Raw genomic sequence first — 25,342 nt, 5'->3', positions numbered from 1 at the left:
AAGTTTTTGGAAACCCGCTCTATTGGAAAGAGTTCCATACACCGGTCTCCATGCCGCCCGTCGTCACTGCTCAGGGTGGGGGGGATTGTTCTCTGCCAAGAATGTTGTCAGTTCATCACGCTGTTCTTTTAGCGATTTCAAACGCGATTCATTGCCTTGTAGTTCTTCGAGTATGCCAAGTCTGCTCCGCTCTTCATACTCAATATCATTGTTCACTCGATTAAGTTGATTTTGAATCGTTTTGAGTACTGTACTCACGTTGATCACTCCTCACTCATCGTACAAACAAACTTACGAAACGCTTGCTTCTTCTCAATCAATTGCTCCTGCCGATCAGTCAACGATGGTTGTCTGAACACTTCAGTAAGTTTATCTTTGAGTGGATTACCAATCAATGCCGACTCGATTCTCCACACAGTATCATACATGTCCTGCATCTTGCTCCCTCCTCTTTGTCGCACGCTCTTTCCAGTACTTTCCCAATGTTGTAAGCTTGCCAGTCTTACGATCATGCATCGCATCACCATGACCATTGCACATGCTAATTAGGTTCCAGTCAGCTAATGCATACTCTGGATAATCCTCATACGGATAACAGTGGTGAACCATCTGTGCTTCACGTGACTTACCGTACCGCTTGCACTCTTGGCAGAGGTAACCGTCACGCCTTAGCACTCGCTTACGCTTGTGTTTCCAACATGACCTAGTGTAGAAGTTAACGGTCATGACTATTCAACCATCTTTCAGCTTCTTCACACGTGTTAACATCCGAAGGAACATTATAGGCCTTTGCGCCTTCCCCAACACCTTTGATGAAAGTTAAAACTAATTTATCAAACTGTGATTCTGCAAAAAGCGCTCGCCATTCAGTTTCATGTATGATCTCTTCATTCGTGTGCCAATGCATTCGAAAATCAATTAATCCATGTCTGCCATCATGTAGTTTCTGACCGCCTAAGAGAATATCAGGAATACTAGAAACAGAATCGATATGGATGTCATATGGTTTATTTTTACCTGCCATCTCCGTTCAACCTCTCCTTAAATTTTGGCATAATAAAAGCACTCCGAAGAGCGCTACATTACTGATTCTTTTTCTTCCTTTTCTCTTCCATGTTTCTAATCAAGTCCAGAAATTTAATTATGTCCAATCCATTTTCGCTAAACATATCTTCTGTAAATACGCCTTCATCCACAGTTGCTTTCGACACTTCAATAAGTCCATCAACTGGCACATCAAACATTTCACATTCAGGATCATCAATTTGTTTCTTTGCGAAAAGAACTTTTTCATGAAATGAGCAGTCAGACATTTTAACCATCTCCTTTTGAATATCATATCAAAAAGAGAACGTTTGTTCTACTAATTACATAAAATATAATGTTAGTACCCTATAAACAAACTTTTCTTCACTATATTGGGATTTCGTACCACAAGGAATATTTTTTTGTTTGCTTGTCCAGACTAATAATTAATTGGATGGTGACGTTATTTATGTACTTTTATCACTCGGATATATCATATTTAATTTCTTTGGATTGGCAACTCGTTGCATTTGTTTTGTTTTATCTTTCCAAATGGGCTTACTTAAATTATAAAAAAAAAAAATCAGTTAAATGATTAATATAAAAGTGCATTTGTTTAAAACAACCGTACCTGTTCCTTCTCCGCACAGACTTTCTTCTCCGCCCGCTCCACCAAGTTCTGCACGCTCGTCTTCGCAATATGTAACAATTCACCGATCTTTGCCATACTCAATCCTTCTCCAATGTAAAGCCGGTAAACATCTTCTTCCCGCTTCGTGAGATGTGCCCCAAGAAAGCTGCTTACCCGCTCATCATTGTCCGGATTATGGTGCCAGCCATGAATGTACAATGACTTCCCAATTTCATTAAGTATGGCTGGATCATAATAATAAACGCGGCTTTTGTCCGCATCAGCGTGTTTCCGCTCCGGATCCCGCCCACTCTCCATCCACTTCACCGCGTATTCCATGTCTCTGATCATTCCGCCAATGATCTTCTTATCTTCCGGATCCGCGGCTTCATAAGCTACTTTCATCTTCCGAATTGATTGCTTGTATTCATAAACCAATTTGCGCATGCTCATCCCGCCGCATCTCCTTTACTTTTGTTTCCATGCTCCACCCTTGGTTCTGTGATAAATGGGTGTATCGATATTCATCAGCCGCTTGATGTCTTCCTCAGTAAGCGGCTTGCCATCTCGCATTTTCTTATTGCGTTTTTTGCCTTTGTAATGGACAATCATTGTCGATCGCTCCTTTTCAGAAAATAAAAAAGAGGCACTACTCAGCGCATATGCGTTAAGTAAGTGCCTCCGTTCTCTCCGGTTAGGCTAGGCTTATTTATTTTTCGGCAAAGACATGATATAGCGGATGATCCGCTTTGCCTGCATGACTTTTAATTTCAACAGTTCCGTATTCCGGCAGCGGATACATGACAATCTTCCCGCCGCTCACAATGTAAAGTCCATCGTCTTTTAACTCTGCTTTTCCGTTAATGATCGGAACCTCGATTTTCTTAATCCTCAAGGATTTTTCCAATTTATCCCTACCTCCATTTTATCAGTATTATCAGTGCTTGTCCTCCAACATCTTCGCAAATTGAATCAGCTTTTCACGGGATATCATTGACGGATGCTGCTCGCCGTTTTCATCCCATTGCACATAGAAAATGTCATCGTCCTTGCCTTCCATAAACATGTTCTGATCACCAAATTTATCATTCCACTTGAGATATTGCTTTGTCTCAATCTCTTGCAATCTCGTTTCACTCCTTCGCCATAGTGTCGGAATGCGACATAATTTATTTTTATTCTGGAACAATTAATCTCGTAAAATGGGTAACGTGTTTAGGAAAATCGCTGTCTAGCGGCTTTCCACAGTAAGGTGGTTCAACGATCGGAAAACTCCACCACAGGCAATCTCCGTCATCTTCTCCCCATTGTTCAATTGATCTTGGCTCGTTTGCATCTTCAAGTTCGCCTAATCGCTTAACAGCAAGCTGATAAGCATAGAAAGCGTCGTAATCGTTGAACTCTCTCGGCTTATGTTTAAAATTTTTCAAATCATATTTAAAGCAGCCAATCGTTTTCTCTGTTAATCTGTCCATGACCTACCTCCTTCGTATTAGCTGTCTAATTTGGTTTTTAAAATCTTACAACCAATTAAATTTGGATAATCTTTTTCAAATCTATCCTTTGCTTCCTTTTCATTTCCGGCAGAAACAAAGGCTTTTAGAATTATTTTGGGCTGATTTGGAAAACAAAATTCCAATTCATAATGTGCCATACGTCCATCCCTTTCTTCGCTATTGCTGTCAACTGCGCCGTTCATGCCAACTCAATCCGCAGCTTCTTCCGCCGCTCTTCAAATAGTTTTGCTCGAGCTTCTTTGCGGCTAATCGGAAATATCGGCTTAGCATAGAAGCTAACTTCTATATCCGTTCCATCAATCTCTATGTCCGAGTATTCAATTGCTTTAACCCACGTGCCCTCCAATAGGAATACGCGTCCCAGAGTAGTTGCTTCTTTCAACCGAACATCATCATATTTGCATCTTGTTAACACCTCCTGCCAATGTTCAACAGGTGTCCAAACTCGTTCGCTGTCTGCATAATTCATTTGATTTAAATCCTGGCAAGTGAACCAAATAGTCAAGTGTTGTCCATACAGAACGTAGTTGTTAATACCAATGATCAAATAAGTGTGTCCATCATTTTCTAGGGTATCTCCGACCCTATGCGGATGCTTGAATAGCTTGGTGCTGCATTTAAACACTACAATCGGGCTCTTCAGTTCCTCTGACAATCGAATTCACCTCACCGTCATCACTGGCTATTAAATACGCCCTATAAAACGCATGTTAGCGCCATCATGCACTATTTTGTGCGTAATCACTTTACCCTTTCATCCATCTTCATGATCAGGCCATGCACTGCCTGTCCGTATTTTTTCTTTAGTTCCGGATCGGGAATGTCGGCCAGTGACAAGAGCAAATCGCTAAATCCACTCACTAACTGATCGAAACGAAGTTTGAATTCAATTGTTTCTTTCCTACCTTGAGTATCCGCTCTCCTAAGTTCCGCCATTTCTGCCACCACTTCATCAGGAATCTTCTCAACAACCTCTGGAGCTGGCGGGACGTCGATAGGCTTCTCTTTTAATTGTTGCTGTAACAGATTAACCTGTGCTTCGAATTTCTTTGCCTGTTTATTGCTCTGATCGATCGTTTCCCGCAACTTGTTTACTTCTTCTTCATTTCCGGACTTCCGAGCTGCCTCAAGTTCATCATGCAACCGCTCAGACACTTCAAGCTGCTTTTTCAGAGCCTCTGCTTTGTTCTGATACTGCTTTTCTTTCTCTTGCGTTTTGGCGCGTTCAGCGTCCAGTTGTTTCTGCAAATTCTCTTTTTCCTTAATTGCTTTTTGCAACTCACGGGCAGACATTTCTTCAACATGGTTCTCTTCTACAAAATTTTCACGTTCATCACTAGGAACACTAAGCAAGGCAACCGCTTGGCTGTAGCTCAAATTCGCAAACGTTTGCGAATTTAAACTTGTTCCGAAAAGTCCTAATTGATCGTCACCGTACTGCTGAAATACCTTCATGAGGTTGTTGGCCGTGCGCTGTGAATAATCCACGCTCTCTTCCAACCATTTGCCCCACTCACCATGCGGAAGTAACGACTTCGCCTCGGACAGACGCCGCCCAATCTCTATGCTGTTCACGATCAGCAATTTGCGCGTCTGCTCTTTGATGCTGTTGATCTCGGCGGCGATCATGACTGGCGTCCGTGTCGCAACATCATTCATGCCCATAGCGATTCCCTCTTTTCATATTTTCGGTTTAATTTAGTCATTGAAAATTCATCAAGAAATTTCTTAACCATTGACGTGGGCAACGTATCATTATGACCATAAGCCTGCCGGATTTCGTTTCCTCTGACTTCAACCGTTACATACGGAACATCCGGTGCTGATTTGCGTCTGACAAATAAAATATTTGTCTCTCCATCTGCATAAGACTTAACGTAAGTTCCCACGCAATGATGAAGCTTTTCTCCTTCGGATATTAGTTCTTGCGCGCTTTTTGCCGGACGTATCATCAAATCGTTGGCTAAGAAAATATACCTTTTAAGCGCGCGGTATCGTTTTAAAATCTTTTTATCAAGCAATGCATCCCGCTGTACTTCCACTTGTTTCATAAGGTTGTTATGCTGCCGGCGAAGATGCGGCGGGAAATGGATATACTCATCATTCAGATCCATTCCGAGTTCCTTACAAAATCTTTGATAATCGGCTAGCATATAGAGAACACCAGCTGGAGAATTATAAAATTGTTTATCTTTCTCTGTTTGCTTTTTTAAATAGTTCAGTGTTTTTCGTATTGTAAATGGCTTTGAAGCTTTGCCTAAATCATTCGGATCAATAGAGCCGCCTATTCCTTGAACTATTTTTATTACCTCATCAGTGGTGAATTTCGATCCATCCTTGCAAGCCATTTGAATCATTCTTAACGTTTGCAAGTTTATTTTCTCTTGTGAACGAATGACCGGTTTGATCATTTGCTTCGGCAATCTAAGCACCTGTTGAATACTCTTCCCGCGCCAATTGATTGATCCATAATTTGGCCATCCACGAAGTTTTGCTTCAATCGCTTCTCCGAAACCAATTTTCGTTAAATATTCAACAGATGGGTATTGTGCGGCTAGTGAAAAGAATCTTACAAAGTCATCATCACTATATTTTTCCCATGTGCTGTATTGAAAGGGCGTACCTCTTACTGCCTTTGAAATGCTTTCTAGTGATACACAGTTTTTCATGCCGGCCATTGTCGTTCGTCTGAGTGGATAAACGGATTTGTGACTTTCCCACCGCTTAGACCAAGTATTCAATTGATACATGATGCCCTTCTCGCCAGGGCAAAACAGATACACCGCATGAATTTGATAGCCTGTTTCTACTGATCGAATATCTCCTGAGTAATCACGTTCAACGAAATATCCCTTGGCCACAATAGATTTATCATCGTGAATCGATTTATCATAATAGACAAAATAAGCGAAATCTCTAAGGTGTTTGTGTCCCTTGCCACTTGCTCTTACATGACATTTCGACCCGCATTCAGGGCATGTTATGACGCTACCGTGTTTCAGCGTTTCTTTGTTCTCAAAGTCCTTTTGGCAATGAGTACAGTATCCATACTGATGGCGGCCGCTGCGATGGGTAAAGATATATCTGCTTGATGTCAATACACATTCGTCAACGAACTTTTTCATTTCCGGAGTAATCTTTGTGTTAAAATGTTTTCGAACCTTTTCAAATTCACCCATAGTCGCAGCTCCTTTCACATGAAGTCCTCAAGCTTCACATCGAATGGATCTGCTTGGGATTTTTGCTCTTTTTGGGTTGGTTCCTGGTTAGCCGGCTCTTGCACAGCCGGATTTCCGTCTATTCCAAAGTATTTGAGAACTACCTCATAACCTTCTGCGTCCGTCAAAATTCCGCAATTGTCCACTTTTTTCTTTTGCGCTTCGGTTTCCATGGCTTTCAGACTCATCATGATCGTTTTCTTTTCGTCAGCGATTTTATCCGCATCGTTCGGATGCACCTGAAGATGCCCGATTAGAAACTGACCAATCACTTGCACGTACGGATTCTTCTCCTTGTCCATTTCTGCTTTGATCTTGTCAATTGCTCTATTTGGCATTGTCCATTACCCCTCACCATTTCTTTTCATTCACAGGCTTCCATCCATCCCGCCGCCGTGCATTCAGATCATGTTTCTGCAATGGCTCATAGCACCAAACCTTTTGCCGATCTTCCATCCGAAAGAGCAATACCCAGCGGCGCCGACTCATATGAATTCCTCTTTGGCATTTCGCTTCATTCGAAAATACCGGAGTCTGCCTTCTTTTTTAGTCTCACACCAGGACTGATTCCACGTTGCCTGCAGCGTGGCCATCACGCTTGGCTTTGGGCTTGCGTAATGAGTTTCACAAACCTCAAGTATCTGATCTACAGTCACCCAGCCTTCACGTCTCATAAATCCTTTAATAATGCGAATCGTTTCGCTGTAGTCAGTAATCGACTCACCGCCTTTCACACCTCCGACCTGCTTTGATGAATAGTTCCTGATCGAATGACGTATGGAATAAACCTTTCGCATTTTCTTGAAGTGGTGATTAAACTTCGCTTTTTGAAAAACATAAATCGGATGATGATCTGCATGCATGTCCACATAGATCAGGCCAATTTTGTTTTGATCCATGAACTCGCGAATCACCCTTGCCGGCCATTTCCTGCCCTTTGGAATAGGCACTGCCATGTAGACGTACGGAGCATAATTTAAGCGGTCCCGCACTTGGTCAAGCAGTTTAAATGACAATCTTGTTTTGGTTTCAACGATAATGTCCATTGGTCCGCTCAATCCGAGAATGTCACAAAGCCCAACTTCTCCGTAAACTTCGTTGCATCCGATATCTTTGATCAGCCAACTTTTGATTGGGAAGAATAGATCTGACTCTTTCATGTCTTCACCTCAACTAACCCACAGAATAATTGCCTTGGGTGCGTTATCTGGATAGGCAACACTGATTTGCTTAATAGTTTCAAAGCATCCTTCATGTTCTTGGCAAATTAGAACTTCCATATCATCTGGAACATCAATACTTTCAAATTCATCTAACAGCTCTGCCTTTGTCATGTTGTCACCTTCCCGCCTAGAAAAGGTCTCAAATAGTCGATTGCGATTCCGTTCCTGCTCTTAACCTGTTCGCAATTTTCAATAAACCATGTGTATGGAATGCTCTTGCGGCCACCATACGCCATGTCCTTCCACCACTGTGCAAGTTGCATGGACGTTAAAATAAATGTTTCTTGATGCACAACGAATCTTACCAATACAAAGGATATCCCGCCTGTCACTCTAAAGTTTTCTAGGAACCGCTGTTGATGCTCTTTGACATTTTTGAGCGGGAAGCATGTTGGGTTTGTCGTTTCCTTTGCATCAAAAGCTATTCCCCGCCCTCTTAAGATTCCGAGAAAATCAATCGTGCTTTTTTCAGAAAAAACTGCCTTGTCATTTAGCTTTTTCATCGGCGTAGCAATTTTCTGAATCACAGCTGTTCTGGTAAACTGATATGATATATTGCTAGATTCAATTTCCCGCTCGAGCTGCATCCCTCGGTTTCTGTAGTTAGTCATCCGTGCCACGCTCCCCTCAGGGCAATCGGCTGCCTGTTGTCACCGTAATCCTTGCAATGTTCCCCGGGTTTTCCAACTCGCTTGTGCAGTTCCTCAAGCTCTGCTTCTGAAAGAAAATAAGTCTTGACCGGTCCATTGGCGGGATTAACTAATGGCTTGCGCGGTTTCGGTGCTCTTGGTGGTCGCTTCTCACCTTTCTTAACGCTCACCGCTTCCTCAGGTGTCCATTTTTGCAAGCGGATCCGGTGCTGCACATTTGCTTTGCCGAGTCCGTTTTGCTCCATCTTTTCAAGGAGCTCACCTTTAATTTCGTGACCGTCAACGATAAATGGTTTAATCATCGCTCTTGCTCCTTTCTATTGCCTGCATAGCTGCTAGAGAGATTGCTTTAGCTGCTGATTCGTCACTTTCCGCATTCACCATCGGCAGATTGTCATTCCCGTATCTCATTGCGACCCATATGTTTAGTGATCGATAGAGTGCATCAAGCTTGAAATATATAAAAACTTCCCAAGCATCATGTATTTCTTCGGTTGGTCGAAAATATCTCCATGAATCGCCATCTGGTATCATCAGCACTGCATGATCATGGCCATTCCGAATAATCACGTCATGTTCAAACTTCGAATAGCCCATCGCCTCGGCCAGCTTCCGATCAATATCAAGATTATCCATTCCGTTTCGCCTTCTTCCTGCGGTACATTAGTGCCTCGTGCCGTATTTGATATTCCAATCGTTCCAAGCTGCAAAATGGATAATTTGTCTGTTGCAGGATTCGCCGACAATCAGCGTCAGACGCTTCAGGCAGTTCTTCCCGCACAAGATTGTATATGGCTTTCATCCTGCCACCTCCGGCCACCATAGGGTTAAAGCAAAAGTTAGTCCCGCCGCGAATGCTATTGCTGAAAAGCCAGTACGTACGTCCGGATCCTCGTTCTGATTCCAATCACCCATGATGCCAACAAAAAACAAAAGTGCTAAAAGAATGCGTGTAATGATCATGTGTTTGCCACCTCTCTCTTGCGTGATGACTGATGTATGTATCTTGGTGACTTGGCCAAATGTCATTACGCATATTTCAAATTGAGTTTAGAAACTCTTCCAGCTTTTCAGCGCGCCGTTTGACCTCTTCCGGATCTTCAGGAGGCTTGTCCTTCTTTGGGTGTTTCATAAACTCAGGCACAACTTCCTGGTGCTGCGATTGAGGTCCGTGCCTCCCCCGCTGAATCTGATGTGTGCGGCGGGATGTTTCCCCGCTTTCCAGTTGTTCTGCATCGGCAACTGTGTGAACGCCTTGCTTTCGCCAATATTCCAAACGGTTGTAGATAAACTTCCAAGTACGGCCGTTCCCTCGTACTGCTACCTTTATGCCGTAAAAGATAATTTCCTTAGGATCATCAAATCCGAAGTTGCTGCATATATCATCAATGTCCTCACGAAGCGTCTCGGTGATAAATGCTGGTGAGATGATATTGTTTTTCAGGAGCTTGTCCACAACGGAGATGTCCTTCGTTGCTTCCTCCTCATTTCTTTTAATATCTTTTTCTTTACTTTCCTTTCCTTTACTTTCCTTTAATGCATTGCGTTCGCTATGCGTTTGCATTGCGTCTGCATTGCTATCGCTATCCGAATGCACCGAAACCGCGTCACTACTAACTTTTTGCCAACGCTTTTGTGCTGCTTTTCGTGCTTTTTCCGACTTTTTATCCTTGTGATTCATGCGATTTACAAGTGATTCCGACCATATAAATTCATCATCTTCATGCAACAATCCGAACTCATTTATGCACGCATCTACAAAGTCATGTGCCGCATTGCGTTCGCATTGCATTTGCATTGCTAACGCATCATACAGGTGTTTTGTCTTCTTGAGCTTGTACCCATCTTCATCACGGAGGATTTCAATCAGACACCAATACCGGCCATATCCCTCCATGCCAAAAGCTGAACGCATGGCAAGAATCTTGGGGTCATACCTGGCATTGCTGTCATGGCTGAAATAATACGCATCCTTAGCCATAACACCGCATCCCTCCTTTCCTTACATGATGTTCGCCATCTAGAACGGCAAATCATCATCCGATATGTCGATCGGCTTACTTCCCGCGAATGGATCATCCGGTTGTGGCTTTCGATATTTCCCCTTGCCAGCGTTTTGACTACCGCCTCCAGTATTGCTTGTACTTGCTGATTGATTGCTAGAATGCGAGCTCTTAGGCTCTAAAAACTGGACACTCTCAGCGATCACTTCGGTTACGTACACCCGCCGCCCTTCGCTATTTTCATAACTGCGCGTCTGAATTCGTCCGTCTACTCCTGCCAAGCTGCCTTTCTGTAGAAAATTCGCCGCATTCTCTGCTGGACGCCGCCACACAACGATCTGAATAAAATCTGCTTCACGTTCCCCTTGCTGATTTGAAAAAGGTCTGTTAACAGCCAGTGTAAAAGTCGTTACCGCCACACCGTTCGGGGTATAGCGAAGCTCCGGATCTTTCGTCAACCGGCCAACCAAAACCACCCGATTAATCATTGATTATCACCATCATTTTCATGCGTCTTTGCCATTTTCTTGCGGAGCGATTCATAAGCCCGTGCATGTTCCACTGTCGGGAATCGCATAACTAAGCGTTTTCTCCCGCCAGGACAATGCCAATAACCGCCTGATGCGGACATGGCCATCTGATCAACCGGATCAGAACTAAAATCCTTGTCAACAACCAATGGATTATCCCCCTTTCAGATTCTCTTTTGCTGTCCGAACAAACGCTTTCATGTCCCGCCCTTTCATTAGTGGCGTGCAAAGCCATACAAACGGCTTTGATTGCGGTTTACGGCTTGCCAGCTTTTCCAGTGTTTCCGCGGCAATTGCTCTCATTTTGTTTTCACCTTCTCCCCACTTCATTCATCTTGCTCAGTCGGTCATAGTTCCACAAAAATTCTTGATACTGCAACCGATCCATAATCCATGACAGATCGTCAATGAGGTCTTGCGCCTTCTCTCGATCAGTCATTATGCTTGTCCCTCCTCTCGAAACAAGTCCTTGAAGTTATCCTCCAAAAACCGTCTCATTGGTTCAGCAATGAATTTCCACCGTTGCCCTTGTCGGCGCGGATAAAAAACCGGGCCGCCATTATCTGCATCAAGTTTCTGGCGCCATTCCTTTCGATAAAGAATGTTGCGTGTCAGCCAAAGATATTTGAATCCCGTGTAATGCTCCAAGTCTTTGAAAGACCAGAATAATTTGTCCTCATCCAATAAAATCACCCGCCTTTCGAATTGGAATTTTTATAAAAAAGATTCCAGATCAGCTCACCTCTTCGTCTTGCGTTTTATGCAAGTTGCGATTAAAAAAAATTGATGTTGCTTCTTGAGAATTAAGATTCAGAACTTCATAGATTGAAATCATCGCACGATAAGATGGATTTTGTTGTCCACTGATTATCGCGCCAATCGTGTTTCTACTTAGTCCAGTCGCTTCAGAAAGGCTTCTACGATTAAAACCTCTCAGAACCATTTTCGCTTCCAGCCTCTTGCCATTTACACATGTGCTCACAATGTTCACCTCCCAACTTGCATCTTACGTAAGTTATTCTAGCATCCTTGTTTCTGTCGGTCAAGCATATTATGCAAGATTTATTGTTTTATGCACAATTAATCTTGCATTAAATGCAACATTGCGATAATATTAATCTATCAAATAGGGAGAAGGAATTTCAAAGATGAAGATGACTATTTCTGAAAGAATAAAGGAGATGCGGTTGAAACGTGATCTGACCCAGAAGCAGCTTGGTGATATAATCAAAAAATCAGAAGCAACCGTCAATCGTTATGAATCAGGTAACATTAAGAATTTAAAAAATGACACAATTCTAGAAATTGCTCAAGCACTTCGTTGTTCCCCTGCTTATTTAATGGGATGGTCCGATATTCGGGATTCTAAAATGGATATTAATATTACAGATCAGTTAGTTTCGTTTCCAATTGTCGGAACCGTTAAAGCCGGAGCGGATGGTCTTGCCTATGAACATATTGATGGGTATGAATTATTTGATGGGAGTTATGATCGTTCAAGCCATTTTGTCCTTCGAGTTAGTGGCGATTCAATGACAGGTGATGGAATTTTCGATGGAGATTTAGTTATGGTTAAGGAAACCTGTGATGTTGATTATAATGGTCAAATTGCTGTTGCGATTGTAAATGGTGAGGAAGGTACATTAAAACATGTATATAAGACAGATGAAAGTATCACACTTCAATCTTCCAACTCCGAATATGCCCCCCGTACTTTCGTTGGTGCTGATATGAATATTGTACGCATTGCTGGTACTGTTGTCGAAATGAAAAGAAAGTTTTTATAACATAATGAGCCAATCATCCCTGGCTCTTTGCAACCCTTACATAGAACATACATTCCCACTGAAAGGAGGTGATAGAAAATGGCATCTTATCGCAAGCTAAAATCAGGTTGGAAATACCGCATCACTTATTATGATTCTGAGGGAAAGCAGCATGAGATTGGGGATAAAGGGTTTAGAACAAAGGCAGAAGCACGCATGGCCGCGCAAGAAGCTGAGCTCCAATTTAAACATGGGGACAAAATCGATAAAAGCAATATTGCCTTTCCTGTTTACATGCGGAGCTGGTACGAGACATTTCGCAAAGGCAAAAAGTCGATCCGGAACGATGAGGACATTGATCGGGCTGTACGTTTTGCTGAGGAACACTTTGCGGGAATTGAATTGAAAAACCTAGACCGCAAGATGTATCAGAAAGCCTTGAATAGTTATGGGAATGGGCACTCCACGAATTCCGTAAGCAAGAGGCATATTTATATGAAATCCTGCCTGGAGGAAGCCTTACAGGAAGGCATCATTCATCGGGATCCGACATTTCGTGTGACTGTAAAAGGCACAGTTGAAGAAAAGGACGAGGACCTCAAATACATTAGTTTTGATGGTGCCCAAAAGATCAGCAATTATTTCATAGAACGCTTAGACAACTTTGATTATATATCCAGGTATATGATTATCTTTTGTCTAGCTACCGGCTGCCGCTTTGGAGAAGTGCTGGCAGTTACTTGGGATAATGTTATGATCGATCGGAACGAGGACGGAGAGCCCACGGGCGGGACTGTAAACGTTAAGCGCTCATGGGACTATCATAAGAACCCGCGATTCATACCGACAAAAAATGAAGCATCTCGACGCGTCCTGCCGATCGATAAGACAACCTGTATCTGGTTGGACAAGCTGCATGCGCAGCAGAGCGAATACTTTTTAAAACATAAGACGCTTTTAAATGCCTGGCGAAAAACGCCCTTCGTATTCGTTAACCATCAGCTGAATCATATTTCGAACAATGCGGTAAACAAAACGCTCAAGCGCGCCTGCACGAAGTTTGACTGTACAGAGATCACGTTTCACGGTCTGCGCCACACCTTCGCGTCAATCCTGTTGTATAAAAAGGTTAGCATTCATTATGTGAGCCGCCGACTTGGCCACGCGGATATTGGCACGACTTTAAGAATCTATGCGCACGTCCTAGATGAAATGGAGCAAAGGGATTCTCAGGCAACAATGGCTGTCATGGACGAGCTGTTTCAAAAGCCAAAAAGCTCCGTTGTTCCGCTCAAACAGAAGGCTTAAAAAAACAGCCAGTTTTTAGCCAGCAAAGTTCTAAAAAACTGTAAAAAGTTATAAAATAGTAAGTAACGAAAAAACCCCGAAAACCGTATCAGATTAACGATTTTCAAGGATTCGTAAAAAACTATGAAATTCTCCGAATGGAGACGGTGGGAGTCGAACCCACGTCCAGAAGCATCGTGATTTAAGTTTCTACGAGCGTAGTCGGCATATTAGCAGTTCGCCCCAGCGTCGGCCTGCCGACAGGCTTTTGCGAGGCTATCCCGATTGTTCTCTTCCTTAGCCCTCAGGATGCGGGCGTCCGGCGTATCCCACTAGAGTGAGTCCCTGATCCTACCACATGGGCGATGGAGGGAGGGACCGCAAAAGCTACTTAGGCAGCTAAAGCGAGGTTGTTATTCGTTTTGCCAGTTATGGCTTTGGCGTTTTTACGAGGCCGACCCCCTCGGCTCGCCGCTTAAACCCGACCTACCCCTGTCGAATCCGTAACGTCCCCGTTTAAAAAGCAACGGGACTTGCGGTGAAAGTGAATCATCCATAACTGTAACTGTTACTAACACAGTAAGGTCATTATAGCAAAAGAAAGCAAGCTTTTCAACTTACATTTTCTGGTGATCGCGAAAAGCGCGTGCCATTTCACGTTGAGCGGTTTGCTTTTTCATTGACTCCCGCTTATCGAACATCTTTTTGCCTCGCCCGAGACCAACCAGAACTTTCGCAAATCCGTTCTTAATATATACCTTGAGCGGAATCAGTGCATAGCCGGTCTTATCGGCCTCCGGGCCAAGTTTATTGATCTCTTTCTGATGCATCAGCAGCTTCCGAGTGCGGAGCGGATCGTGATTGTATCGGTTGCCCTGCTCGTATTGACTAATGTGCATATTATAAACAAACGCTTCGCCATTCTCCACACGGGCAAACGCATCCTGAATACTAACCTTGCCGCGGCGGATCGATTTGATTTCCGTACCCTGCAGCACAATCCCCGCCTCTACTGTTTCCTCAATAAAATACTCATGATGTGCCTTGCGATTTTGTGCAAGCACACGACTTTCGCCTTTTCCCATATCAAACACCTGCCAGACTTTCATTCATTGTTTCATTATAGGTCATGCAGACGCCGCGGGGCAAGCGCTTCACCATTTGATCCGCTTACCTCCGCCTTTTTACCGAAACAAAATCAAGGAGAATGACAATAACGATAAATACGAACGAAGCCAGCAGCATGTCGAGCGGCGTTTTATTCGACTTCGTCATAATTTGCGTGTACCAAAACCATTGAATCGCAAAGCAGGCTATGAACAACCCGGCATAGTACAGAATCTTTTTCATGACTTTATGCCCTCTCTCCGTCCGGATAGCCGATTTCTTCATAGATCGCATGTGCGACACCGTCTTCATCATAATTCTTGGTCACGCGGTCGCAAACCGCTTTAATATCGTCATGAGCATTGCCCATGGCGACGGACACACCGGCGACCTCAAACATCGACAAATCGTTGTAATTATCACCAATCGCCATTACCTGATCGATCGGAATGTTTAAATAATGTGCTAGATGATCAAGCGCATTTCCTTTCGATACGTTAGGGGGCATGATTTCAAAGTTACCCGTTCCGCTTGAAACAATGCTGTATTTATGTTTGGCTTCGTACACATCGCGAGCCTTTTTCAACTTTTCGTCATCATAGGAAAAAATAATAATCTTGGAAAATTCTGTGCTTCGATTTTTAAAAATGTCCCAATCTTCAACAAAGCGATAAAAGTCAGCACGTGTCGCCTCTTGAAAACCAACGGATCGGTCCTCGTGAATACCCAGCCTTTTCAGTTCTTCGCGAAGCCATGTTGTTCCTTCTTCAGGAACATAAATATGATGTTCTGAATAGACACCAAAATAATAGTGCTGCTCCGCAAGCTCTTTTACAATTTCCAGTGCTTCATCTCGGTTCAGAAAATCCGCGCCAAGCAGTTTGCCGTCAGAGGAATGAATGGTTGCTCCATTCGCTCCAATCAGATGCGTTTCCATATCGAATTCCGTCATTTTGCTTTCAATATCAAAGAAGGCACGTCCTGAAGCAATCGCCAGCGTCACACCCTTGGAACGTGCATAACGCAGCGCTCTTAAGTTTCCCCAGCTGATCCCGCGATGCTTGTTTAACAACGTCCCATCCATATCCATTGCTATTAATTTTATCATTAGATCCTCCTGTTTATTATTGATGTTCTCGCCGTGCAAAATCGACAAAGCGGAATTTATCAGCCCGATGGCGCGATTCGGTGAATTGAAACAGTTCAGCATTTTCTAAGTAGACCAGACTGCGCACCACCACAACATGGGTATCCTGACTCATCGTCAGATAACGTTTATCCTCAACGCCTGCACGTTCGACTGTAATTTCCTTTTTGGCAAAGCCGATTTTTAACCCAAGTTCATTCTCAATATAATCATACATGGAACGTTCGCAAATATCTGCAGTGAGCATGGGCACGATCCCTTGAAGTAAATAATCCTTATCCAAAATGACTGCTTCCCCATTTACCGTGCGCGATCGGATCACTTTCCAGACCGTCTGATCGTCACGAATATTCATCATCATTTTTAAATGATCATCAGGTTTCATTAATACAAGCTGATGTACTTGCGTTGTCCATTTGTTCTTTGAATGATTGGCAAGCTCGCGAAAGCTTGTTAATCCTGAGATTGGGAAGTTCTGCCTGCTTACATCCAGAACAATGGAACCTTTCCCCTGAATCTTTTGAATGTACCCGTTGCGCGACAGCATTGCAAGCGCCTTCCGAATGGTTTCACGCGATGCTTTGAACTGCTCACCGAGCTCATTCTCAGTAGGCAGCAGCGAACCGGCCGCAATTTCTTGTTTGTGTATTTTTTCACTGAGATCGTTATAAATTGAAATGAATTTGCTCCTGCCCATAATTACCTTTCCCCTTCAGTTGCCGAACGACTGCCCATTTCTATTTTATCAAAAAAACTTTTTTAGACAGTAAAAATAAAAGGGCAAAGCTGCCCTCTTATCCATAATCCCAATATCAGTATATCAAAGTTTCGGTATGAAAGCCTTCACATATCAGGCAAATTAATGAACTTCCTCATTTACCTTCAAGATGGTAAACCACTGATTCATAAGGACGAAGCTTCAGATCCTGCAGCTGTTCCGGGGTATCAGAATAATTACTGATCAGCACTTCACTTTGAGCACCTGCTAATTCTTGAGGTACAGAGAATTTTGCGTTGGCATTGGCAAAATTGCTGACGACAAGCAACCGATCACTTACCCCGTTACGAAGATAGGCGAAAATTTGCGGATCCTCGGGAAGCAGCAGCTGGAAATCACCGTTAACGATCACATCGAACCTTTTGCGAAGAGCGATCAGCTTCTGATAGTGATAATAGACAGAATTCAGATCGTTCAGTGCCGCTTCGGCATTTATGACTTTATAATTATTTGCGGCATCAATCCATGGCTTGCCTAGGGTAAAACCGCCATGCTCGCTCGCATTCCATTGCACCGGTGTCCGACCATTGTCTCTCGATTTTTGCCGGAGAATCGCCAAAATTTCCTTTTCAGACTTGCCCTCTTCCCGAAGAAGTTTATAGGCGTTGAGCGATTCCACATCCCGATAGTCATCAATACGCTTGAAGTTCGGGTTGGTCATTCCAATTTCTTCGCCTTGATAGATATACGGTGTACCTTGCAGCATGTGCAAGGTAGTGGCGAGCATTTTCGCAGATTCAATTCGGTATTCACCCTCATCGCCGAATCGAGATACAATCCGCGGCTGATCGTGATTGCACCAGAAGAGCGCATTCCAGCCCCCGCCGTCATGCATGCCTTTTTGCCACTCTTCCAGAACCTTTTTCAAATCAACAAGTCTTAATTTCCCGATCGCCCACTTCTGGCCATTGGGATAGTCGACCTTCAAATGGTGAAAATTGAAGGCCATACTAAGCTCTTCATACTTCGGATTCGTGTAATGGATACAATTGTCAACCGTTGTCGAGGACATCTCGCCAACGGTAACGGTTCCCGCACGTCTGCTGAATACCCGTTGATTCATCTCATGCAGAAACTCATGAATTCGCGGTCCGTCCGTATAAAACGGCCGACCGTCTCCAGGCGATTTCGGATCATGATCATCCGGAAAACGCTGATCTTTTGAAATGACATTGATCACGTCGAGGCGGAAACCATCCACACCCTGATCAACCCAGAAATTCATCATCTTGTAAACATCATCACGGACGGCTTTGTTTTCCCAATTCAAATCCGCTTGGCTGACGTCATACAGATGCAGATAATACTGCCCGCTTTTTTCATCCAGCTCCCAGGCCGGTCCTCCGAATTTCGACTGCCAATTGTTCGGCATTCCGCCATCTTTGGATGGATCGCGCCAAATATAATAATCACGATACGGACTGTCGGCACTGCTCAGCGCAGCCTTGAACCAAGAATGCTCTGTTGATGTATGATTGACGACGATATCCATAACGATTTTCAGTGCTCTCTGATGTGCCTCAGAGAATAAGCGTTTCAAATCCTCCATCGTTCCGTACTCCGGCTGCAGACTGTAGTAATCGCTGATATCATAGCCATTGTCGTTTTGCGGTGATCGATACATCGGCGTCAGCCAAAGGACATCGACACCCAGCTTTTTCAAATAATCCAGTTTCTCGATGATTCCATTAATATCGCCGATACCGTCTCCATTTGTATCCATGAAACTCTTCGGATAGATTTGATAGACGGTTGCCTTTTTCCACCAATCTTCATTCATATCGTCACACCCTATCTCTTTTTTACTTTGCACCCTGATCTCTTTAGCGTTACCCTTCGTCAATCGACTTCTTGCTGAATTTAGAAAAAATGTACGTCAGAATAAATGGCAGGATCAATACGATCAGCATACCGATGAAAAATGGTCCCCAATATTTCGGAATGATTGACAGAAAGCCCGGCAATCCACCGATACCGATTGATGTTGCCTTAACGCTGCACAAGGTAATGAATGCACCGGCAATACCTGAACTGATAATTGCCGCAAGAAATGGATAGCGGAATCTCAGGTTAACCCCGAACATCGCCGGTTCCGTAATACCAAGCCATGCAGAAACTGAGGATGTCATCGCGAGCCCTTTCAATTTGGCGTCACGAGCCATGAGGAAAATGGCAAAAGCCGCCGCGCCTTGCGCAATGTTTGACAATGCAAGCATCGGCCATAGGAATGTCGAACCGGTGCTTCCGATCAACTGGAGGTCAACAGCAAGAAAAATCTGATGCATACCCGTGATAACCAGTACGCCATAGAAGAATCCGTAAACCAAACCGCCAAGAATCGGAACGTAGTGGAACAAACCAACGATGCCGGCTGTGATCCAGTTCGCCAGCTGCAGAGTCACAGGTCCGATAATCGTAAAGGAAAGCAAACCGGTGACAAGCAACGCAACCGGAGCCACGACAAGCAGCTGGATGGAATCCGTGACATGTTTTTTCAAATAAACTTCAATTTTTGCAAGCACATAAGAAGCAACGAGTACTGGAAGCACTTGTCCTTGATAACCGACTTTGTCAATGTGCAGTCCGAACAGATTCCAAATCGGAACGGTGCCCTTGGTCTGTGCTTCTGCCAGGCTGTAGGCATTCAACAGTGATGGGTGAACGAGTACAAGACCGAGTACGATGCCTAGCAATGGGTTGCCGCCAAATTTCTTCACTGCGGACCAACCGATCAGTGCAGGCAGAAAGACAAAAGACGTATTTGCGATGACCAGAATAATATCAGCAAAATCTTTCCACTGTGGATAGGCTTGCACCACTGATTCTTTAAAGAAAATCCCCGGATTTGCAAGCACGTTGTTAATGCCCATCAACAAGCCGGCAGTTACGATTGCAGGAAGAATAGGGATGAAAATATCTGCCAGCGTTTTAATCCCCTTCTGCAGCGGATTCATTTTTTCTGCCGCCGCATCTTTTACTTCTTGTTTTGAAGATTCGCCGATTCCCGTTAAACGAACAAATAAATCATATACCTTGTCAACGGTACCATTTCCAATCACGATCTGAAATTGACCATTTGCTGAGAAAAAGCCTTTGACCAGGTCAATCTTATCAAGTTCTTCTTTGTTTACTTTATTTTCGTCCTTTAAGATTAAACGCAGCCGGGTAACGCAATGCGTCGCGGCGCTAATATTTTCACGACCGCCGACCGTATCAATGATCTGATTAACCGATTCTTCATTAATGACTGCCATACGAATCACTCCTGTTTTATGATTCTGCAAATTAGTGCGAGATTATTTTTATAAAACGTTTTCATTTATTTTCCTATAAATTGAGCTGCATTTCAGCACTACACGGCCGTTGCAATGCCTAGATGTCCGCTCAGCTATTTACTACATTTGTAAGTATAACGCTTTCATTTTTATTTGTATAGTCAAATGATTTATATAATATGATTTGTATAGATAAATGCTTGTCCATTTATAAAATGTCAGTATCTATGGAAAGTAAAAAGCCCCGACCTCCGAATTCAAAGATTCGGATGCCGAGGCACCAATTATCCCTTATTTACTTTTGCTGTTATTGTTCGAATAGGAATTTCCTTGACCTGAACCACGATTATTTCCGCCTCGACCTCCACGGCCACTGCGGCTTCCACCTCGCGAATCAGAATGTCTGCCCCCGTTTTTGTCGCCGAACCGTTTCTTGCCGGGGCCATTGCTCGGTCCGGTTTTTCCTTGGATAATTGTTGGTCGTGATTTTTTCTGACGCGGCTTCTGCGGTTTCATGCCCACAACTTCAAAGTCGACCGCATGTTCATCCAGATTAACAGCCAGCACACGAACTTCAATTTCGTCACCGATCCGGTACATATGACCGGTTCGCTCGCCCATCAGTGCCATATTCTCTTCACTGTAGTGATAATAATCATCGGTCAGATAACTGATATGGACAAGTCCTTCGATCGTGTTCGGTAATTCAACAAACAGTCCGAAGTTGGTGACACCACTGACCACACCATTAAATGTCTCTCCAACCTTGTCCTGCATATACTCAGCTTTCTTCAAGTCATCTGTATCACGTTCCGCTTCAACCGCATGCTGTTCGCATTCGGAGGTATGCTTCGCAATTTCCGGCATTTCACCTTTCCAGTAGGCCAATGTCTTCGGATCCGTTTTCTTCTCAAACAGATATTTGCGCAGAAGACGGTGAACCGTCAAATCCGGATAACGACGGATTGGCGATGTAAAGTGTGTGTAATATTCCGTTGACAAACCGAAGTGTCCCAAACATTTGTCATCATATTTTGCCTTGGCCATCGAGCGCAGCATCACGGTACTGATAACCGCTTCTTCCGGCTGCCCTTTTGCTTTTTCAAGCAAGGACTGCAGCGTACGCGGATGTACTTTATCCGGCGAACCGTGCAGCACATAGCCGAAGTTAACAACGAAATCAAAGAACTTTTCCAAACGTTCCGGGTTTGGTTCTTCGTGAACACGATAAATGAACGGTAGATGTAGCTTGTCTACATGCTCAGCAACCGTTTCGTTAGCCGCCAGCATGAAAGACTCGATTAAGCGCTCAGCAATCGTTCGTTCACGAACGACAACATCCACCGGCTTGCCTTGTTCATCGACAATAATCTTTGCTTCTGTGAAATCGAAGTCAATCGCGCCGCGATCTTGGCGATGCTTTTCAAGAATACCGGCTAGTTCTGCCATGAGATCAAAGAATGGAATCATGTCTTTATAACGTTCCAGCACTTCGTCGTCTTCGCGTTTCAAAATCTTACGGACATTGTTGTAGGTCATGCGTTCTGTCGAACGAATGACACTCGGGAAAATATCATGGCCGACAACAATGCCCTGCGGATTGATCTCCATCTCGCAACTGATCGTTAAACGGTCAACATGCGGATTCAAACTGCAGATTCCGTTCGACAGACGATGCGGAATCATTGGAATCACGCGGTCAACAAGATACACACTCGTTCCGCGTTCGTATGCTTCCGCATCCAGTGCTGATCCCTCTGTCACATAATAGCTGACGTCCGCAATATGTACGCCTAACTTATAGTTGCCGTTGTCCAAACGAGAGACCGTTACCGCATCATCCAAATCCTTGGAATCTTCACCATCGATTGTCACGATCGTCTCTTCACGTAAATCACGGCGGCCAATATAATCCTTCTCCGACAGTTCATCCGGAATCGCTTCAGCTTCGGATAGAACTTCCGGCGGATATTCAAGCGGCAAATCATGCTTGTAAATAATGGATAGTATATCGACACCGGGATCATTCTTATGACCGAGAATCTGAGTAACCATACCTTCAGCATTTTTGCGGCCTTCCGGATATTTCGTGATTTCAGCAACGACTTTATGGCCTTCCATTGCACCGTGTTCCGCATTTTCCGGAATAAAAATGTCTCCGGTAATTTTATTGTCGTCCGGAATGACAAAACCAAAATGCTTCCCAGCATTAAAGGTTCCGACGACCTTGGTGATTGCTCGCTCAAGAATTCGGATGACGGTACCTTCAGGACGTTCACCTGATGTTTTGTGAGACACACGAATAACAACCGTGTCTCCGTTCATAGCGCCGGCGAGATCGTTTGGGCTGACAAATACATCATCCAGTTTTTCGTCTTCTTCCGGAATAATAAATGCAAAGCCCTTAGCGTGTGCTTGTACACGGCCGGTCATTAAGCTCATTTTTTCAGGCAGACCGTAGCGATCCGAACGTGTACGGATCACAAGTCCCTGCTCTTCCATTTCATTCATTTCTTTCACAAAATTAGTGAAGTCCTCCGGCTGTTCTGCTCCAAAAGCAGCTTCCAGTTCTTTTAATGTCATCGGCCGGTAAGTTTCTTCTCGCATATAATTCAGGATTTTCTGAATGCGTTCTTCCGCCATGTCGTTAACCTCCCTATACTTAGGAAACAGACCAATCTAGGCTTTCAAGAAACGCATAGATATCCTTGTGCAGTTGCACTTTCTCTGTTCCTAACGTAATCACGTGTGTTGAATTTTCGTACCACTTTAATTGCTTGTTTGTAGAATGAATGGAATCATAATAATAGTGTGCGCTTTCCGGGTTAATCATTTCATCCTTTTGCGCCTGAATAATCAGAGCAGGAGCCGTAATTTTATGGCTTTCTTCCCTGACATTGTCAATCAGAGCGGATAATTGATCCAGAACAACCGGTATTCGACGTCTGAATTCTTGCAATTCGACGGTTATTTCTTCACCGCTTTTTCCTTGATACTGCTTGTACGTACGTGCGTATGCCGTCGTACCGGCAACCAAGCGGTCACGCATTGCGGAATAAGCCGGAGCGCACATTGGAATAATACCCTTCACTGAAAAAGTGTATCCACATTTGAGTGAAAATACCCCGCCTAATGAAAGACCGCAAACCGCAAATTCAGTATGCCCAGTTTGCTGCAAGTGTTCGACAGCACGGCAAACGTCCTGCCACCACTCCTTAGGTCCTGTTTTGAGTAATTCCTCCGGTGGTCCGCCATGACCGGAATAAATCGGTCCGCAGCATGTGTACCCGCGCTGATTCAAGTAGCGTCCGAGCTGCCGGACATCAATCGAATTGCCTGTAAATCCATGCAGCAACAGTACAGCACGCGGTCCGGATTCAAGGAAAAATGGCTTTGGACGTTTTAATTCCATCCTTCCCTCATCCCCTAAACAAAAGATCCGCTTTTGCCTTATTCCACACGTTCTCTATCCCTGTTTCACGCGAACTTTGCTTCTATAAAGAGTTCAATTGCGATCAGCATGAATGAACAGCATATTGAAATGAAATAGGCATCTTCTTCCAAAATATATTATACGCTATATCTTCTGCCAGGTCTAAAGGAAACCGGAAGTTTTAGCCGGACAAGTCCGCATGGACGGTTTCCTTGTCAAGTTCGAATTAAAATAAAAACCGGAGTATCCGCTCCGGTTTTACTTACTGGCATTATTTAAAATAGTAGCCAATTAAAAACGCGCAGGCAAAAAAGACAATTGAGAAGAAAATCGTCAGCCTTTTAATGCCGACTTCAATGCCTCTCGCTTTTTGCTTGCTGAATAATTGTTCAGCTCCACCAGTAATTGCTTCGGACAACCCGTCGCCCTGACTTCTTTGAATCAAAACGAGCGCAATGACTACAACAGCTGAAATAATCATAACCGTTAATAAAAATGTATGCATCGACGTGTACCCCTTATCTTCGAATCAACGTTCATTCAGTCATTAGTTTTAATGTACCATACCGAAGTGCCAAGAGCAACCGGCCACGGATGATTTTTAACCGCGCAGATCAATCGTTCATTTGATCTGCAACCCTGTCCATTCTTCGCTGCTTCCGTTTATAAGTAATAGTCGCAACCGTCACGCAAATCTCATAGAGGAGTAAAAGTGGAATCGACATGACCGTATCGGAAACAAAATCCGGCGGCGACAACACGACGCCAATGACGATCAGCACAAAATAGGCAATTCTGCGCATTTTTTTCATAAGTATCGGCGTCAAGATACCTAAATTGGTCAAAAACACCACGATCACCGGCATTTCAAACAAAACTCCGAACGGTAAAACAACGTTAATCATAAATCGAAAATAGCGATCCGTTGTAAAAAGCACTTGGAACATATCGTCGTTCATGCCAAGAAGAAAATGAAGGATGTTCGGAAAAACAATTTCGTAGCCAAAGACGATTCCTCCTATAAAGAGCAAGAAAATCGCCGGTATGTAAGAAAGCGTCAATTTACGCTCGTTCTTACTTAAAGCCGGGGCTACAAACAGCCAAAGCTGCCACGCCGCAAACGGAATGGTTACAGCGATTGCAACAACGCCGGCGATCAAAAAATAGACGCTGACAATATCCGTCGGTCCGAGCACAGCCAACTTATTAGAGACACCCAGATCACTAACGAGCCAAAGATAGAAGTTTTTTGTAAAAAAAAGCATAGCGGCGGCGCTTAAGACAAAGACAACGAAAACAGAAATGATTCGTTTTCGCAGCTCATTGAAATGTTCAATGAGCGACATATTTTTTTCAGTCATCTGTTACCAGTTCCTTAAGCCTTTTTTTCGTTGCTTGTCTTCTCCGCTTCGGTAATTATCGTTTTATTACGCTGATCCGATTGATCATCGCCAAGTCCTTGCGTTGCTTTTTTAAACTCCTTCAGCGTCTTTCCGAAAGATTTTCCAATCTCAGGAAGCTTTGACGGTCCGAAAATGACAAGCGCAATCACCAGAATGAGAATAAGACCGGGAATACCAATGTTTTGAAGCATGACACACACCTCTTTAGTTCATCTTTCGTTTAACCTAATAAGAATTCACTGCATAGTATTCGTTCTGATCATCGCACGATTGCTGTCGATTGGTCAATTTTTTTGTTTCTTTATCAAGGCGACTTATGTTCAGAACCAACACATGAGGATTTATTTA

At 43.8% G+C, this 25,342-nt stretch carries 42 protein-coding genes and 1 other RNA gene; 2 read left to right on the top strand and 41 right to left on the bottom strand.

Going from position 1 to position 25,342, the window contains the following annotated elements:
- Nucleotides 1-63: 63 nt before the first annotated feature.
- From NOM01_RS04495 to NOM01_RS04355, 29 genes are all read right to left on the bottom strand, one after another.
- Complete coding sequence (locus NOM01_RS04495) at nt 64-258, bottom strand: hypothetical protein (RefSeq protein ID WP_255746750.1); 195 nt, start codon at nt 256-258, stop codon at nt 64-66.
- 5 nt (nt 259-263) lie between these two features.
- Nucleotides 264-437: a hypothetical protein gene (locus tag NOM01_RS04490; protein ID WP_255746749.1), complete on the bottom strand. Its 174-nt coding sequence runs from the start codon at nt 435-437 to the stop codon at nt 264-266.
- A 278-nt stretch (nt 438-715) separates the two neighbouring features.
- Complete coding sequence (locus tag NOM01_RS04485; RefSeq protein ID WP_255746748.1) at nt 716-1,024, bottom strand: hypothetical protein; 309 nt, start codon at nt 1,022-1,024, stop codon at nt 716-718.
- A 58-nt stretch (nt 1,025-1,082) separates the two neighbouring features.
- Nucleotides 1,083-1,313, bottom strand: a complete 231-nt coding sequence (locus tag NOM01_RS04480; protein ID WP_255746747.1) for a hypothetical protein — start codon at nt 1,311-1,313, stop codon at nt 1,083-1,085.
- A 329-nt stretch (nt 1,314-1,642) separates the two neighbouring features.
- A complete protein-coding gene (locus NOM01_RS04475; protein WP_255746745.1) occupies nt 1,643-2,110 on the bottom strand; it encodes a sigma factor-like helix-turn-helix DNA-binding protein in 468 nt (155 codons plus the stop codon).
- Between the two features lie 15 nt (nt 2,111-2,125).
- Nucleotides 2,126-2,269: a hypothetical protein gene (locus NOM01_RS04470; protein ID WP_255746744.1), complete on the bottom strand. Its 144-nt coding sequence runs from the start codon at nt 2,267-2,269 to the stop codon at nt 2,126-2,128.
- A gap of 97 nt (nt 2,270-2,366) precedes the next feature.
- The gene (locus NOM01_RS04465; protein WP_255746743.1) at nt 2,367-2,564 is read right to left on the bottom strand and encodes a hypothetical protein; all 198 of its coding nucleotides are present in this window, start codon (nt 2,562-2,564) and stop codon (nt 2,367-2,369) included.
- Between the two features lie 30 nt (nt 2,565-2,594).
- On the bottom strand, nt 2,595-2,783 hold the full coding sequence (locus NOM01_RS04460; protein ID WP_255746742.1) for a hypothetical protein: 189 nt from the start codon (nt 2,781-2,783) through the stop codon (nt 2,595-2,597).
- A gap of 49 nt (nt 2,784-2,832) precedes the next feature.
- Entirely contained in the window at nt 2,833-3,132 is a 300-nt protein-coding gene (locus NOM01_RS04455) for a hypothetical protein (protein WP_255746741.1), read from the bottom strand.
- 17 nt (nt 3,133-3,149) lie between these two features.
- Nucleotides 3,150-3,356, bottom strand: a complete 207-nt coding sequence (locus tag NOM01_RS04450) for a hypothetical protein (RefSeq protein ID WP_255746740.1) — start codon at nt 3,354-3,356, stop codon at nt 3,150-3,152.
- On the bottom strand, nt 3,353-3,829 hold the full coding sequence (locus tag NOM01_RS04445; RefSeq protein WP_255746738.1) for a hypothetical protein: 477 nt from the start codon (nt 3,827-3,829) through the stop codon (nt 3,353-3,355). The genes NOM01_RS04450 and NOM01_RS04445 overlap by 4 nt, the downstream gene beginning before the upstream one ends.
- A gap of 86 nt (nt 3,830-3,915) precedes the next feature.
- Complete coding sequence (locus NOM01_RS04440) at nt 3,916-4,839, bottom strand: DUF3102 domain-containing protein (protein ID WP_255746737.1); 924 nt, start codon at nt 4,837-4,839, stop codon at nt 3,916-3,918.
- On the bottom strand, nt 4,830-6,353 hold the full coding sequence (locus NOM01_RS04435) for a PcfJ domain-containing protein (RefSeq protein ID WP_255746736.1): 1,524 nt from the start codon (nt 6,351-6,353) through the stop codon (nt 4,830-4,832). Before NOM01_RS04435 ends, NOM01_RS04440 begins: the two co-directional genes overlap by 10 nt.
- A 14-nt stretch (nt 6,354-6,367) precedes the next feature.
- The gene (locus NOM01_RS04430) at nt 6,368-6,730 is read right to left on the bottom strand and encodes a Cas9 inhibitor AcrIIA9 family protein (RefSeq protein WP_255746735.1); all 363 of its coding nucleotides are present in this window, start codon (nt 6,728-6,730) and stop codon (nt 6,368-6,370) included.
- A gap of 13 nt (nt 6,731-6,743) precedes the next feature.
- Nucleotides 6,744-6,881 carry a hypothetical protein gene (locus tag NOM01_RS04425; protein ID WP_255746734.1) on the bottom strand — a complete coding sequence of 46 codons (138 nt, stop codon included), beginning with the start codon at nt 6,879-6,881 and terminating at the stop codon, nt 6,744-6,746.
- Nucleotides 6,878-7,552, bottom strand: a complete 675-nt coding sequence (locus tag NOM01_RS04420; RefSeq protein ID WP_255746732.1) for a hypothetical protein — start codon at nt 7,550-7,552, stop codon at nt 6,878-6,880. The genes NOM01_RS04425 and NOM01_RS04420 overlap by 4 nt, the downstream gene beginning before the upstream one ends.
- A 9-nt stretch (nt 7,553-7,561) precedes the next feature.
- Nucleotides 7,562-7,726, bottom strand: a complete 165-nt coding sequence (locus NOM01_RS04415; RefSeq protein ID WP_255746730.1) for a hypothetical protein — start codon at nt 7,724-7,726, stop codon at nt 7,562-7,564.
- Entirely contained in the window at nt 7,723-8,226 is a 504-nt protein-coding gene (locus NOM01_RS04410) for a Holliday junction resolvase RecU (RefSeq protein WP_255746729.1), read from the bottom strand. The genes NOM01_RS04415 and NOM01_RS04410 overlap by 4 nt, the downstream gene beginning before the upstream one ends.
- The gene (locus NOM01_RS04405; protein ID WP_255746728.1) at nt 8,223-8,567 is read right to left on the bottom strand and encodes a hypothetical protein; all 345 of its coding nucleotides are present in this window, start codon (nt 8,565-8,567) and stop codon (nt 8,223-8,225) included. The genes NOM01_RS04410 and NOM01_RS04405 overlap by 4 nt, the downstream gene beginning before the upstream one ends.
- Nucleotides 8,560-8,901: a BC1872 family protein gene (locus NOM01_RS04400; protein ID WP_255746727.1), complete on the bottom strand. Its 342-nt coding sequence runs from the start codon at nt 8,899-8,901 to the stop codon at nt 8,560-8,562. Before NOM01_RS04400 ends, NOM01_RS04405 begins: the two co-directional genes overlap by 8 nt.
- A complete protein-coding gene (locus NOM01_RS04395; protein WP_255746726.1) occupies nt 8,894-9,067 on the bottom strand; it encodes a hypothetical protein in 174 nt (57 codons plus the stop codon). Before NOM01_RS04395 ends, NOM01_RS04400 begins: the two co-directional genes overlap by 8 nt.
- A complete protein-coding gene (locus tag NOM01_RS04390; protein ID WP_255746724.1) occupies nt 9,064-9,228 on the bottom strand; it encodes a hypothetical protein in 165 nt (54 codons plus the stop codon). The genes NOM01_RS04395 and NOM01_RS04390 overlap by 4 nt, the downstream gene beginning before the upstream one ends.
- A gap of 76 nt (nt 9,229-9,304) precedes the next feature.
- Nucleotides 9,305-10,246 carry a Lin1244/Lin1753 domain-containing protein gene (locus NOM01_RS04385; RefSeq protein ID WP_255746723.1) on the bottom strand — a complete coding sequence of 314 codons (942 nt, stop codon included), beginning with the start codon at nt 10,244-10,246 and terminating at the stop codon, nt 9,305-9,307.
- 39 nt (nt 10,247-10,285) lie between these two features.
- Nucleotides 10,286-10,756 carry a single-stranded DNA-binding protein gene (ssb, locus tag NOM01_RS04380; RefSeq protein WP_255746722.1) on the bottom strand — a complete coding sequence of 157 codons (471 nt, stop codon included), beginning with the start codon at nt 10,754-10,756 and terminating at the stop codon, nt 10,286-10,288.
- Nucleotides 10,753-10,947, bottom strand: a complete 195-nt coding sequence (locus NOM01_RS04375; protein ID WP_255746721.1) for a hypothetical protein — start codon at nt 10,945-10,947, stop codon at nt 10,753-10,755. The genes ssb and NOM01_RS04375 overlap by 4 nt, the downstream gene beginning before the upstream one ends.
- A gap of 4 nt (nt 10,948-10,951) precedes the next feature.
- Nucleotides 10,952-11,101 (bottom strand): hypothetical protein, encoded by a 150-nt coding sequence (locus tag NOM01_RS04370; RefSeq protein ID WP_255746720.1) that lies wholly within the window; start codon nt 11,099-11,101, stop codon nt 10,952-10,954.
- A 7-nt stretch (nt 11,102-11,108) separates the two neighbouring features.
- On the bottom strand, nt 11,109-11,237 hold the full coding sequence (locus NOM01_RS04365; protein ID WP_255746718.1) for a hypothetical protein: 129 nt from the start codon (nt 11,235-11,237) through the stop codon (nt 11,109-11,111).
- Nucleotides 11,237-11,482: a DUF771 domain-containing protein gene (locus tag NOM01_RS04360; protein WP_255746716.1), complete on the bottom strand. Its 246-nt coding sequence runs from the start codon at nt 11,480-11,482 to the stop codon at nt 11,237-11,239. The genes NOM01_RS04365 and NOM01_RS04360 overlap by 1 nt, the downstream gene beginning before the upstream one ends.
- Nucleotides 11,483-11,531: 49 nt before the next feature.
- On the bottom strand, nt 11,532-11,780 hold the full coding sequence (locus NOM01_RS04355) for a helix-turn-helix domain-containing protein (protein ID WP_255746715.1): 249 nt from the start codon (nt 11,778-11,780) through the stop codon (nt 11,532-11,534).
- Nucleotides 11,781-11,946: 166 nt separating this feature from the next.
- Here NOM01_RS04355 and NOM01_RS04350 point away from each other — a divergent pair, with 166 nt between their 5' ends.
- Nucleotides 11,947-12,585: a LexA family protein gene (locus NOM01_RS04350; RefSeq protein WP_255746714.1), complete on the top strand. Its 639-nt coding sequence runs from the start codon at nt 11,947-11,949 to the stop codon at nt 12,583-12,585.
- A gap of 78 nt (nt 12,586-12,663) precedes the next feature.
- A complete protein-coding gene (locus NOM01_RS04345) occupies nt 12,664-13,872 on the top strand; it encodes a tyrosine-type recombinase/integrase (RefSeq protein WP_255746713.1) in 1,209 nt (402 codons plus the stop codon).
- A 135-nt stretch (nt 13,873-14,007) separates the two neighbouring features.
- Here the strand turns inward: NOM01_RS04345 and ssrA are convergent.
- From ssrA to NOM01_RS04285, 12 genes are all read right to left on the bottom strand, one after another.
- Nucleotides 14,008-14,365, bottom strand: a transfer-messenger RNA (tmRNA) gene (gene ssrA / locus NOM01_RS04340).
- A 103-nt stretch (nt 14,366-14,468) separates the two neighbouring features.
- Nucleotides 14,469-14,936 (bottom strand): SsrA-binding protein SmpB, encoded by a 468-nt coding sequence (gene smpB, locus NOM01_RS04335; RefSeq protein WP_255746712.1) that lies wholly within the window; start codon nt 14,934-14,936, stop codon nt 14,469-14,471.
- An 85-nt stretch (nt 14,937-15,021) separates the two neighbouring features.
- Nucleotides 15,022-15,201, bottom strand: a complete 180-nt coding sequence (locus tag NOM01_RS04330) for a hypothetical protein (protein WP_255746711.1) — start codon at nt 15,199-15,201, stop codon at nt 15,022-15,024.
- 4 nt (nt 15,202-15,205) lie between these two features.
- The gene (locus NOM01_RS04325) at nt 15,206-16,066 is read right to left on the bottom strand and encodes a Cof-type HAD-IIB family hydrolase (protein ID WP_255746709.1); all 861 of its coding nucleotides are present in this window, start codon (nt 16,064-16,066) and stop codon (nt 15,206-15,208) included.
- A 16-nt stretch (nt 16,067-16,082) separates the two neighbouring features.
- Nucleotides 16,083-16,802 (bottom strand): trehalose operon repressor, encoded by a 720-nt coding sequence (treR, locus tag NOM01_RS04320; RefSeq protein ID WP_255746707.1) that lies wholly within the window; start codon nt 16,800-16,802, stop codon nt 16,083-16,085.
- 175 nt (nt 16,803-16,977) lie between these two features.
- Nucleotides 16,978-18,663: an alpha,alpha-phosphotrehalase gene (gene treC, locus NOM01_RS04315; protein WP_255746705.1), complete on the bottom strand. Its 1,686-nt coding sequence runs from the start codon at nt 18,661-18,663 to the stop codon at nt 16,978-16,980.
- A 49-nt stretch (nt 18,664-18,712) separates the two neighbouring features.
- Nucleotides 18,713-20,137: a PTS system trehalose-specific EIIBC component gene (gene treP / locus NOM01_RS04310; RefSeq protein WP_255746704.1), complete on the bottom strand. Its 1,425-nt coding sequence runs from the start codon at nt 20,135-20,137 to the stop codon at nt 18,713-18,715.
- Between the two features lie 312 nt (nt 20,138-20,449).
- Nucleotides 20,450-22,801 carry a ribonuclease R gene (rnr, locus tag NOM01_RS04305; protein WP_255746702.1) on the bottom strand — a complete coding sequence of 784 codons (2,352 nt, stop codon included), beginning with the start codon at nt 22,799-22,801 and terminating at the stop codon, nt 20,450-20,452.
- 19 nt (nt 22,802-22,820) lie between these two features.
- A complete protein-coding gene (locus NOM01_RS04300) occupies nt 22,821-23,570 on the bottom strand; it encodes an alpha/beta hydrolase (RefSeq protein ID WP_255746700.1) in 750 nt (249 codons plus the stop codon).
- Between the two features lie 292 nt (nt 23,571-23,862).
- A complete protein-coding gene (gene secG, locus NOM01_RS04295; RefSeq protein WP_255746698.1) occupies nt 23,863-24,096 on the bottom strand; it encodes a preprotein translocase subunit SecG in 234 nt (77 codons plus the stop codon).
- 109 nt (nt 24,097-24,205) lie between these two features.
- Nucleotides 24,206-24,952 (bottom strand): twin-arginine translocase subunit TatC, encoded by a 747-nt coding sequence (gene tatC / locus NOM01_RS04290; RefSeq protein ID WP_255746696.1) that lies wholly within the window; start codon nt 24,950-24,952, stop codon nt 24,206-24,208.
- A gap of 14 nt (nt 24,953-24,966) precedes the next feature.
- Nucleotides 24,967-25,185, bottom strand: a complete 219-nt coding sequence (locus tag NOM01_RS04285; protein ID WP_255746694.1) for a twin-arginine translocase TatA/TatE family subunit — start codon at nt 25,183-25,185, stop codon at nt 24,967-24,969.
- Nucleotides 25,186-25,342 lie beyond the last annotated feature (157 nt).

It is taken from the genome of Sporolactobacillus sp. STSJ-5 (assembly GCF_024385605.1).
Taxonomy (GTDB): Bacteria; Bacillota; Bacilli; order Bacillales; family Sporolactobacillaceae; genus Sporolactobacillus.
Note: the sequence above shows the minus strand (reverse complement) of the source record. Positions and strands in the feature narration are given on the sequence as shown.

What these genes read in the sequence shown, in the direction of transcription:
- ssb (WP_255746722.1), bottom strand. Translation starts at nt 10,756, where the DNA reads ATGATTAATCGGGTGGTTTTGGTTGGCCGGTTGACGAAAGATCCGGAG.
- NOM01_RS04450 (WP_255746740.1), bottom strand. Translation starts at nt 3,356, where the DNA reads ATGAACGGCGCAGTTGACAGCAATAGCGAAGAAAGGGATGGACGTATG.
- NOM01_RS04350 (WP_255746714.1), top strand. Translation starts at nt 11,947, where the DNA reads ATGAAGATGACTATTTCTGAAAGAATAAAGGAGATGCGGTTGAAACGT.
- NOM01_RS04365 (WP_255746718.1), bottom strand. Translation starts at nt 11,237, where the DNA reads ATGACTGATCGAGAGAAGGCGCAAGACCTCATTGACGATCTGTCATGG.
- NOM01_RS04480 (WP_255746747.1), bottom strand. Translation starts at nt 1,313, where the DNA reads ATGTCTGACTGCTCATTTCATGAAAAAGTTCTTTTCGCAAAGAAACAA.
- treP (WP_255746704.1), bottom strand. Translation starts at nt 20,137, where the DNA reads ATGGCAGTCATTAATGAAGAATCGGTTAATCAGATCATTGATACGGTC.
- NOM01_RS04285 (WP_255746694.1), bottom strand. Translation starts at nt 25,185, where the DNA reads ATGCTTCAAAACATTGGTATTCCCGGTCTTATTCTCATTCTGGTGATT.
- NOM01_RS04390 (WP_255746724.1), bottom strand. Translation starts at nt 9,228, where the DNA reads ATGATCATTACACGCATTCTTTTAGCACTTTTGTTTTTTGTTGGCATC.
- treC (WP_255746705.1), bottom strand. Translation starts at nt 18,663, where the DNA reads ATGAATGAAGATTGGTGGAAAAAGGCAACCGTCTATCAAATCTATCCG.
- NOM01_RS04455 (WP_255746741.1), bottom strand. Translation starts at nt 3,132, where the DNA reads ATGGACAGATTAACAGAGAAAACGATTGGCTGCTTTAAATATGATTTG.
- NOM01_RS04425 (WP_255746734.1), bottom strand. Translation starts at nt 6,881, where the DNA reads ATGAGTCGGCGCCGCTGGGTATTGCTCTTTCGGATGGAAGATCGGCAA.
- NOM01_RS04485 (WP_255746748.1), bottom strand. Translation starts at nt 1,024, where the DNA reads ATGGCAGGTAAAAATAAACCATATGACATCCATATCGATTCTGTTTCT.
- NOM01_RS04410 (WP_255746729.1), bottom strand. Translation starts at nt 8,226, where the DNA reads ATGACTAACTACAGAAACCGAGGGATGCAGCTCGAGCGGGAAATTGAA.
- NOM01_RS04300 (WP_255746700.1), bottom strand. Translation starts at nt 23,570, where the DNA reads ATGGAATTAAAACGTCCAAAGCCATTTTTCCTTGAATCCGGACCGCGT.
- smpB (WP_255746712.1), bottom strand. Translation starts at nt 14,936, where the DNA reads ATGGGAAAAGGCGAAAGTCGTGTGCTTGCACAAAATCGCAAGGCACAT.
- NOM01_RS04370 (WP_255746720.1), bottom strand. Translation starts at nt 11,101, where the DNA reads ATGAGAGCAATTGCCGCGGAAACACTGGAAAAGCTGGCAAGCCGTAAA.
- NOM01_RS04470 (WP_255746744.1), bottom strand. Translation starts at nt 2,269, where the DNA reads ATGATTGTCCATTACAAAGGCAAAAAACGCAATAAGAAAATGCGAGAT.
- tatC (WP_255746696.1), bottom strand. Translation starts at nt 24,952, where the DNA reads ATGACTGAAAAAAATATGTCGCTCATTGAACATTTCAATGAGCTGCGA.
- NOM01_RS04405 (WP_255746728.1), bottom strand. Translation starts at nt 8,567, where the DNA reads ATGATTAAACCATTTATCGTTGACGGTCACGAAATTAAAGGTGAGCTC.
- NOM01_RS04430 (WP_255746735.1), bottom strand. Translation starts at nt 6,730, where the DNA reads ATGCCAAATAGAGCAATTGACAAGATCAAAGCAGAAATGGACAAGGAG.
- NOM01_RS04400 (WP_255746727.1), bottom strand. Translation starts at nt 8,901, where the DNA reads ATGGATAATCTTGATATTGATCGGAAGCTGGCCGAGGCGATGGGCTAT.
- NOM01_RS04345 (WP_255746713.1), top strand. Translation starts at nt 12,664, where the DNA reads ATGGCATCTTATCGCAAGCTAAAATCAGGTTGGAAATACCGCATCACT.
- NOM01_RS04420 (WP_255746732.1), bottom strand. Translation starts at nt 7,552, where the DNA reads ATGAAAGAGTCAGATCTATTCTTCCCAATCAAAAGTTGGCTGATCAAA.
- secG (WP_255746698.1), bottom strand. Translation starts at nt 24,096, where the DNA reads ATGCATACATTTTTATTAACGGTTATGATTATTTCAGCTGTTGTAGTC.
- NOM01_RS04440 (WP_255746737.1), bottom strand. Translation starts at nt 4,839, where the DNA reads ATGGGCATGAATGATGTTGCGACACGGACGCCAGTCATGATCGCCGCC.
- treR (WP_255746707.1), bottom strand. Translation starts at nt 16,802, where the DNA reads ATGGGCAGGAGCAAATTCATTTCAATTTATAACGATCTCAGTGAAAAA.
- NOM01_RS04330 (WP_255746711.1), bottom strand. Translation starts at nt 15,201, where the DNA reads ATGAAAAAGATTCTGTACTATGCCGGGTTGTTCATAGCCTGCTTTGCG.
- NOM01_RS04490 (WP_255746749.1), bottom strand. Translation starts at nt 437, where the DNA reads ATGCAGGACATGTATGATACTGTGTGGAGAATCGAGTCGGCATTGATT.
- rnr (WP_255746702.1), bottom strand. Translation starts at nt 22,801, where the DNA reads ATGGCGGAAGAACGCATTCAGAAAATCCTGAATTATATGCGAGAAGAA.
- NOM01_RS04475 (WP_255746745.1), bottom strand. Translation starts at nt 2,110, where the DNA reads ATGAGCATGCGCAAATTGGTTTATGAATACAAGCAATCAATTCGGAAG.
- NOM01_RS04325 (WP_255746709.1), bottom strand. Translation starts at nt 16,066, where the DNA reads ATGATAAAATTAATAGCAATGGATATGGATGGGACGTTGTTAAACAAG.
- NOM01_RS04395 (WP_255746726.1), bottom strand. Translation starts at nt 9,067, where the DNA reads ATGAAAGCCATATACAATCTTGTGCGGGAAGAACTGCCTGAAGCGTCT.
- NOM01_RS04385 (WP_255746723.1), bottom strand. Translation starts at nt 10,246, where the DNA reads ATGGCTAAGGATGCGTATTATTTCAGCCATGACAGCAATGCCAGGTAT.
- NOM01_RS04435 (WP_255746736.1), bottom strand. Translation starts at nt 6,353, where the DNA reads ATGGGTGAATTTGAAAAGGTTCGAAAACATTTTAACACAAAGATTACT.
- NOM01_RS04415 (WP_255746730.1), bottom strand. Translation starts at nt 7,726, where the DNA reads ATGACAAAGGCAGAGCTGTTAGATGAATTTGAAAGTATTGATGTTCCA.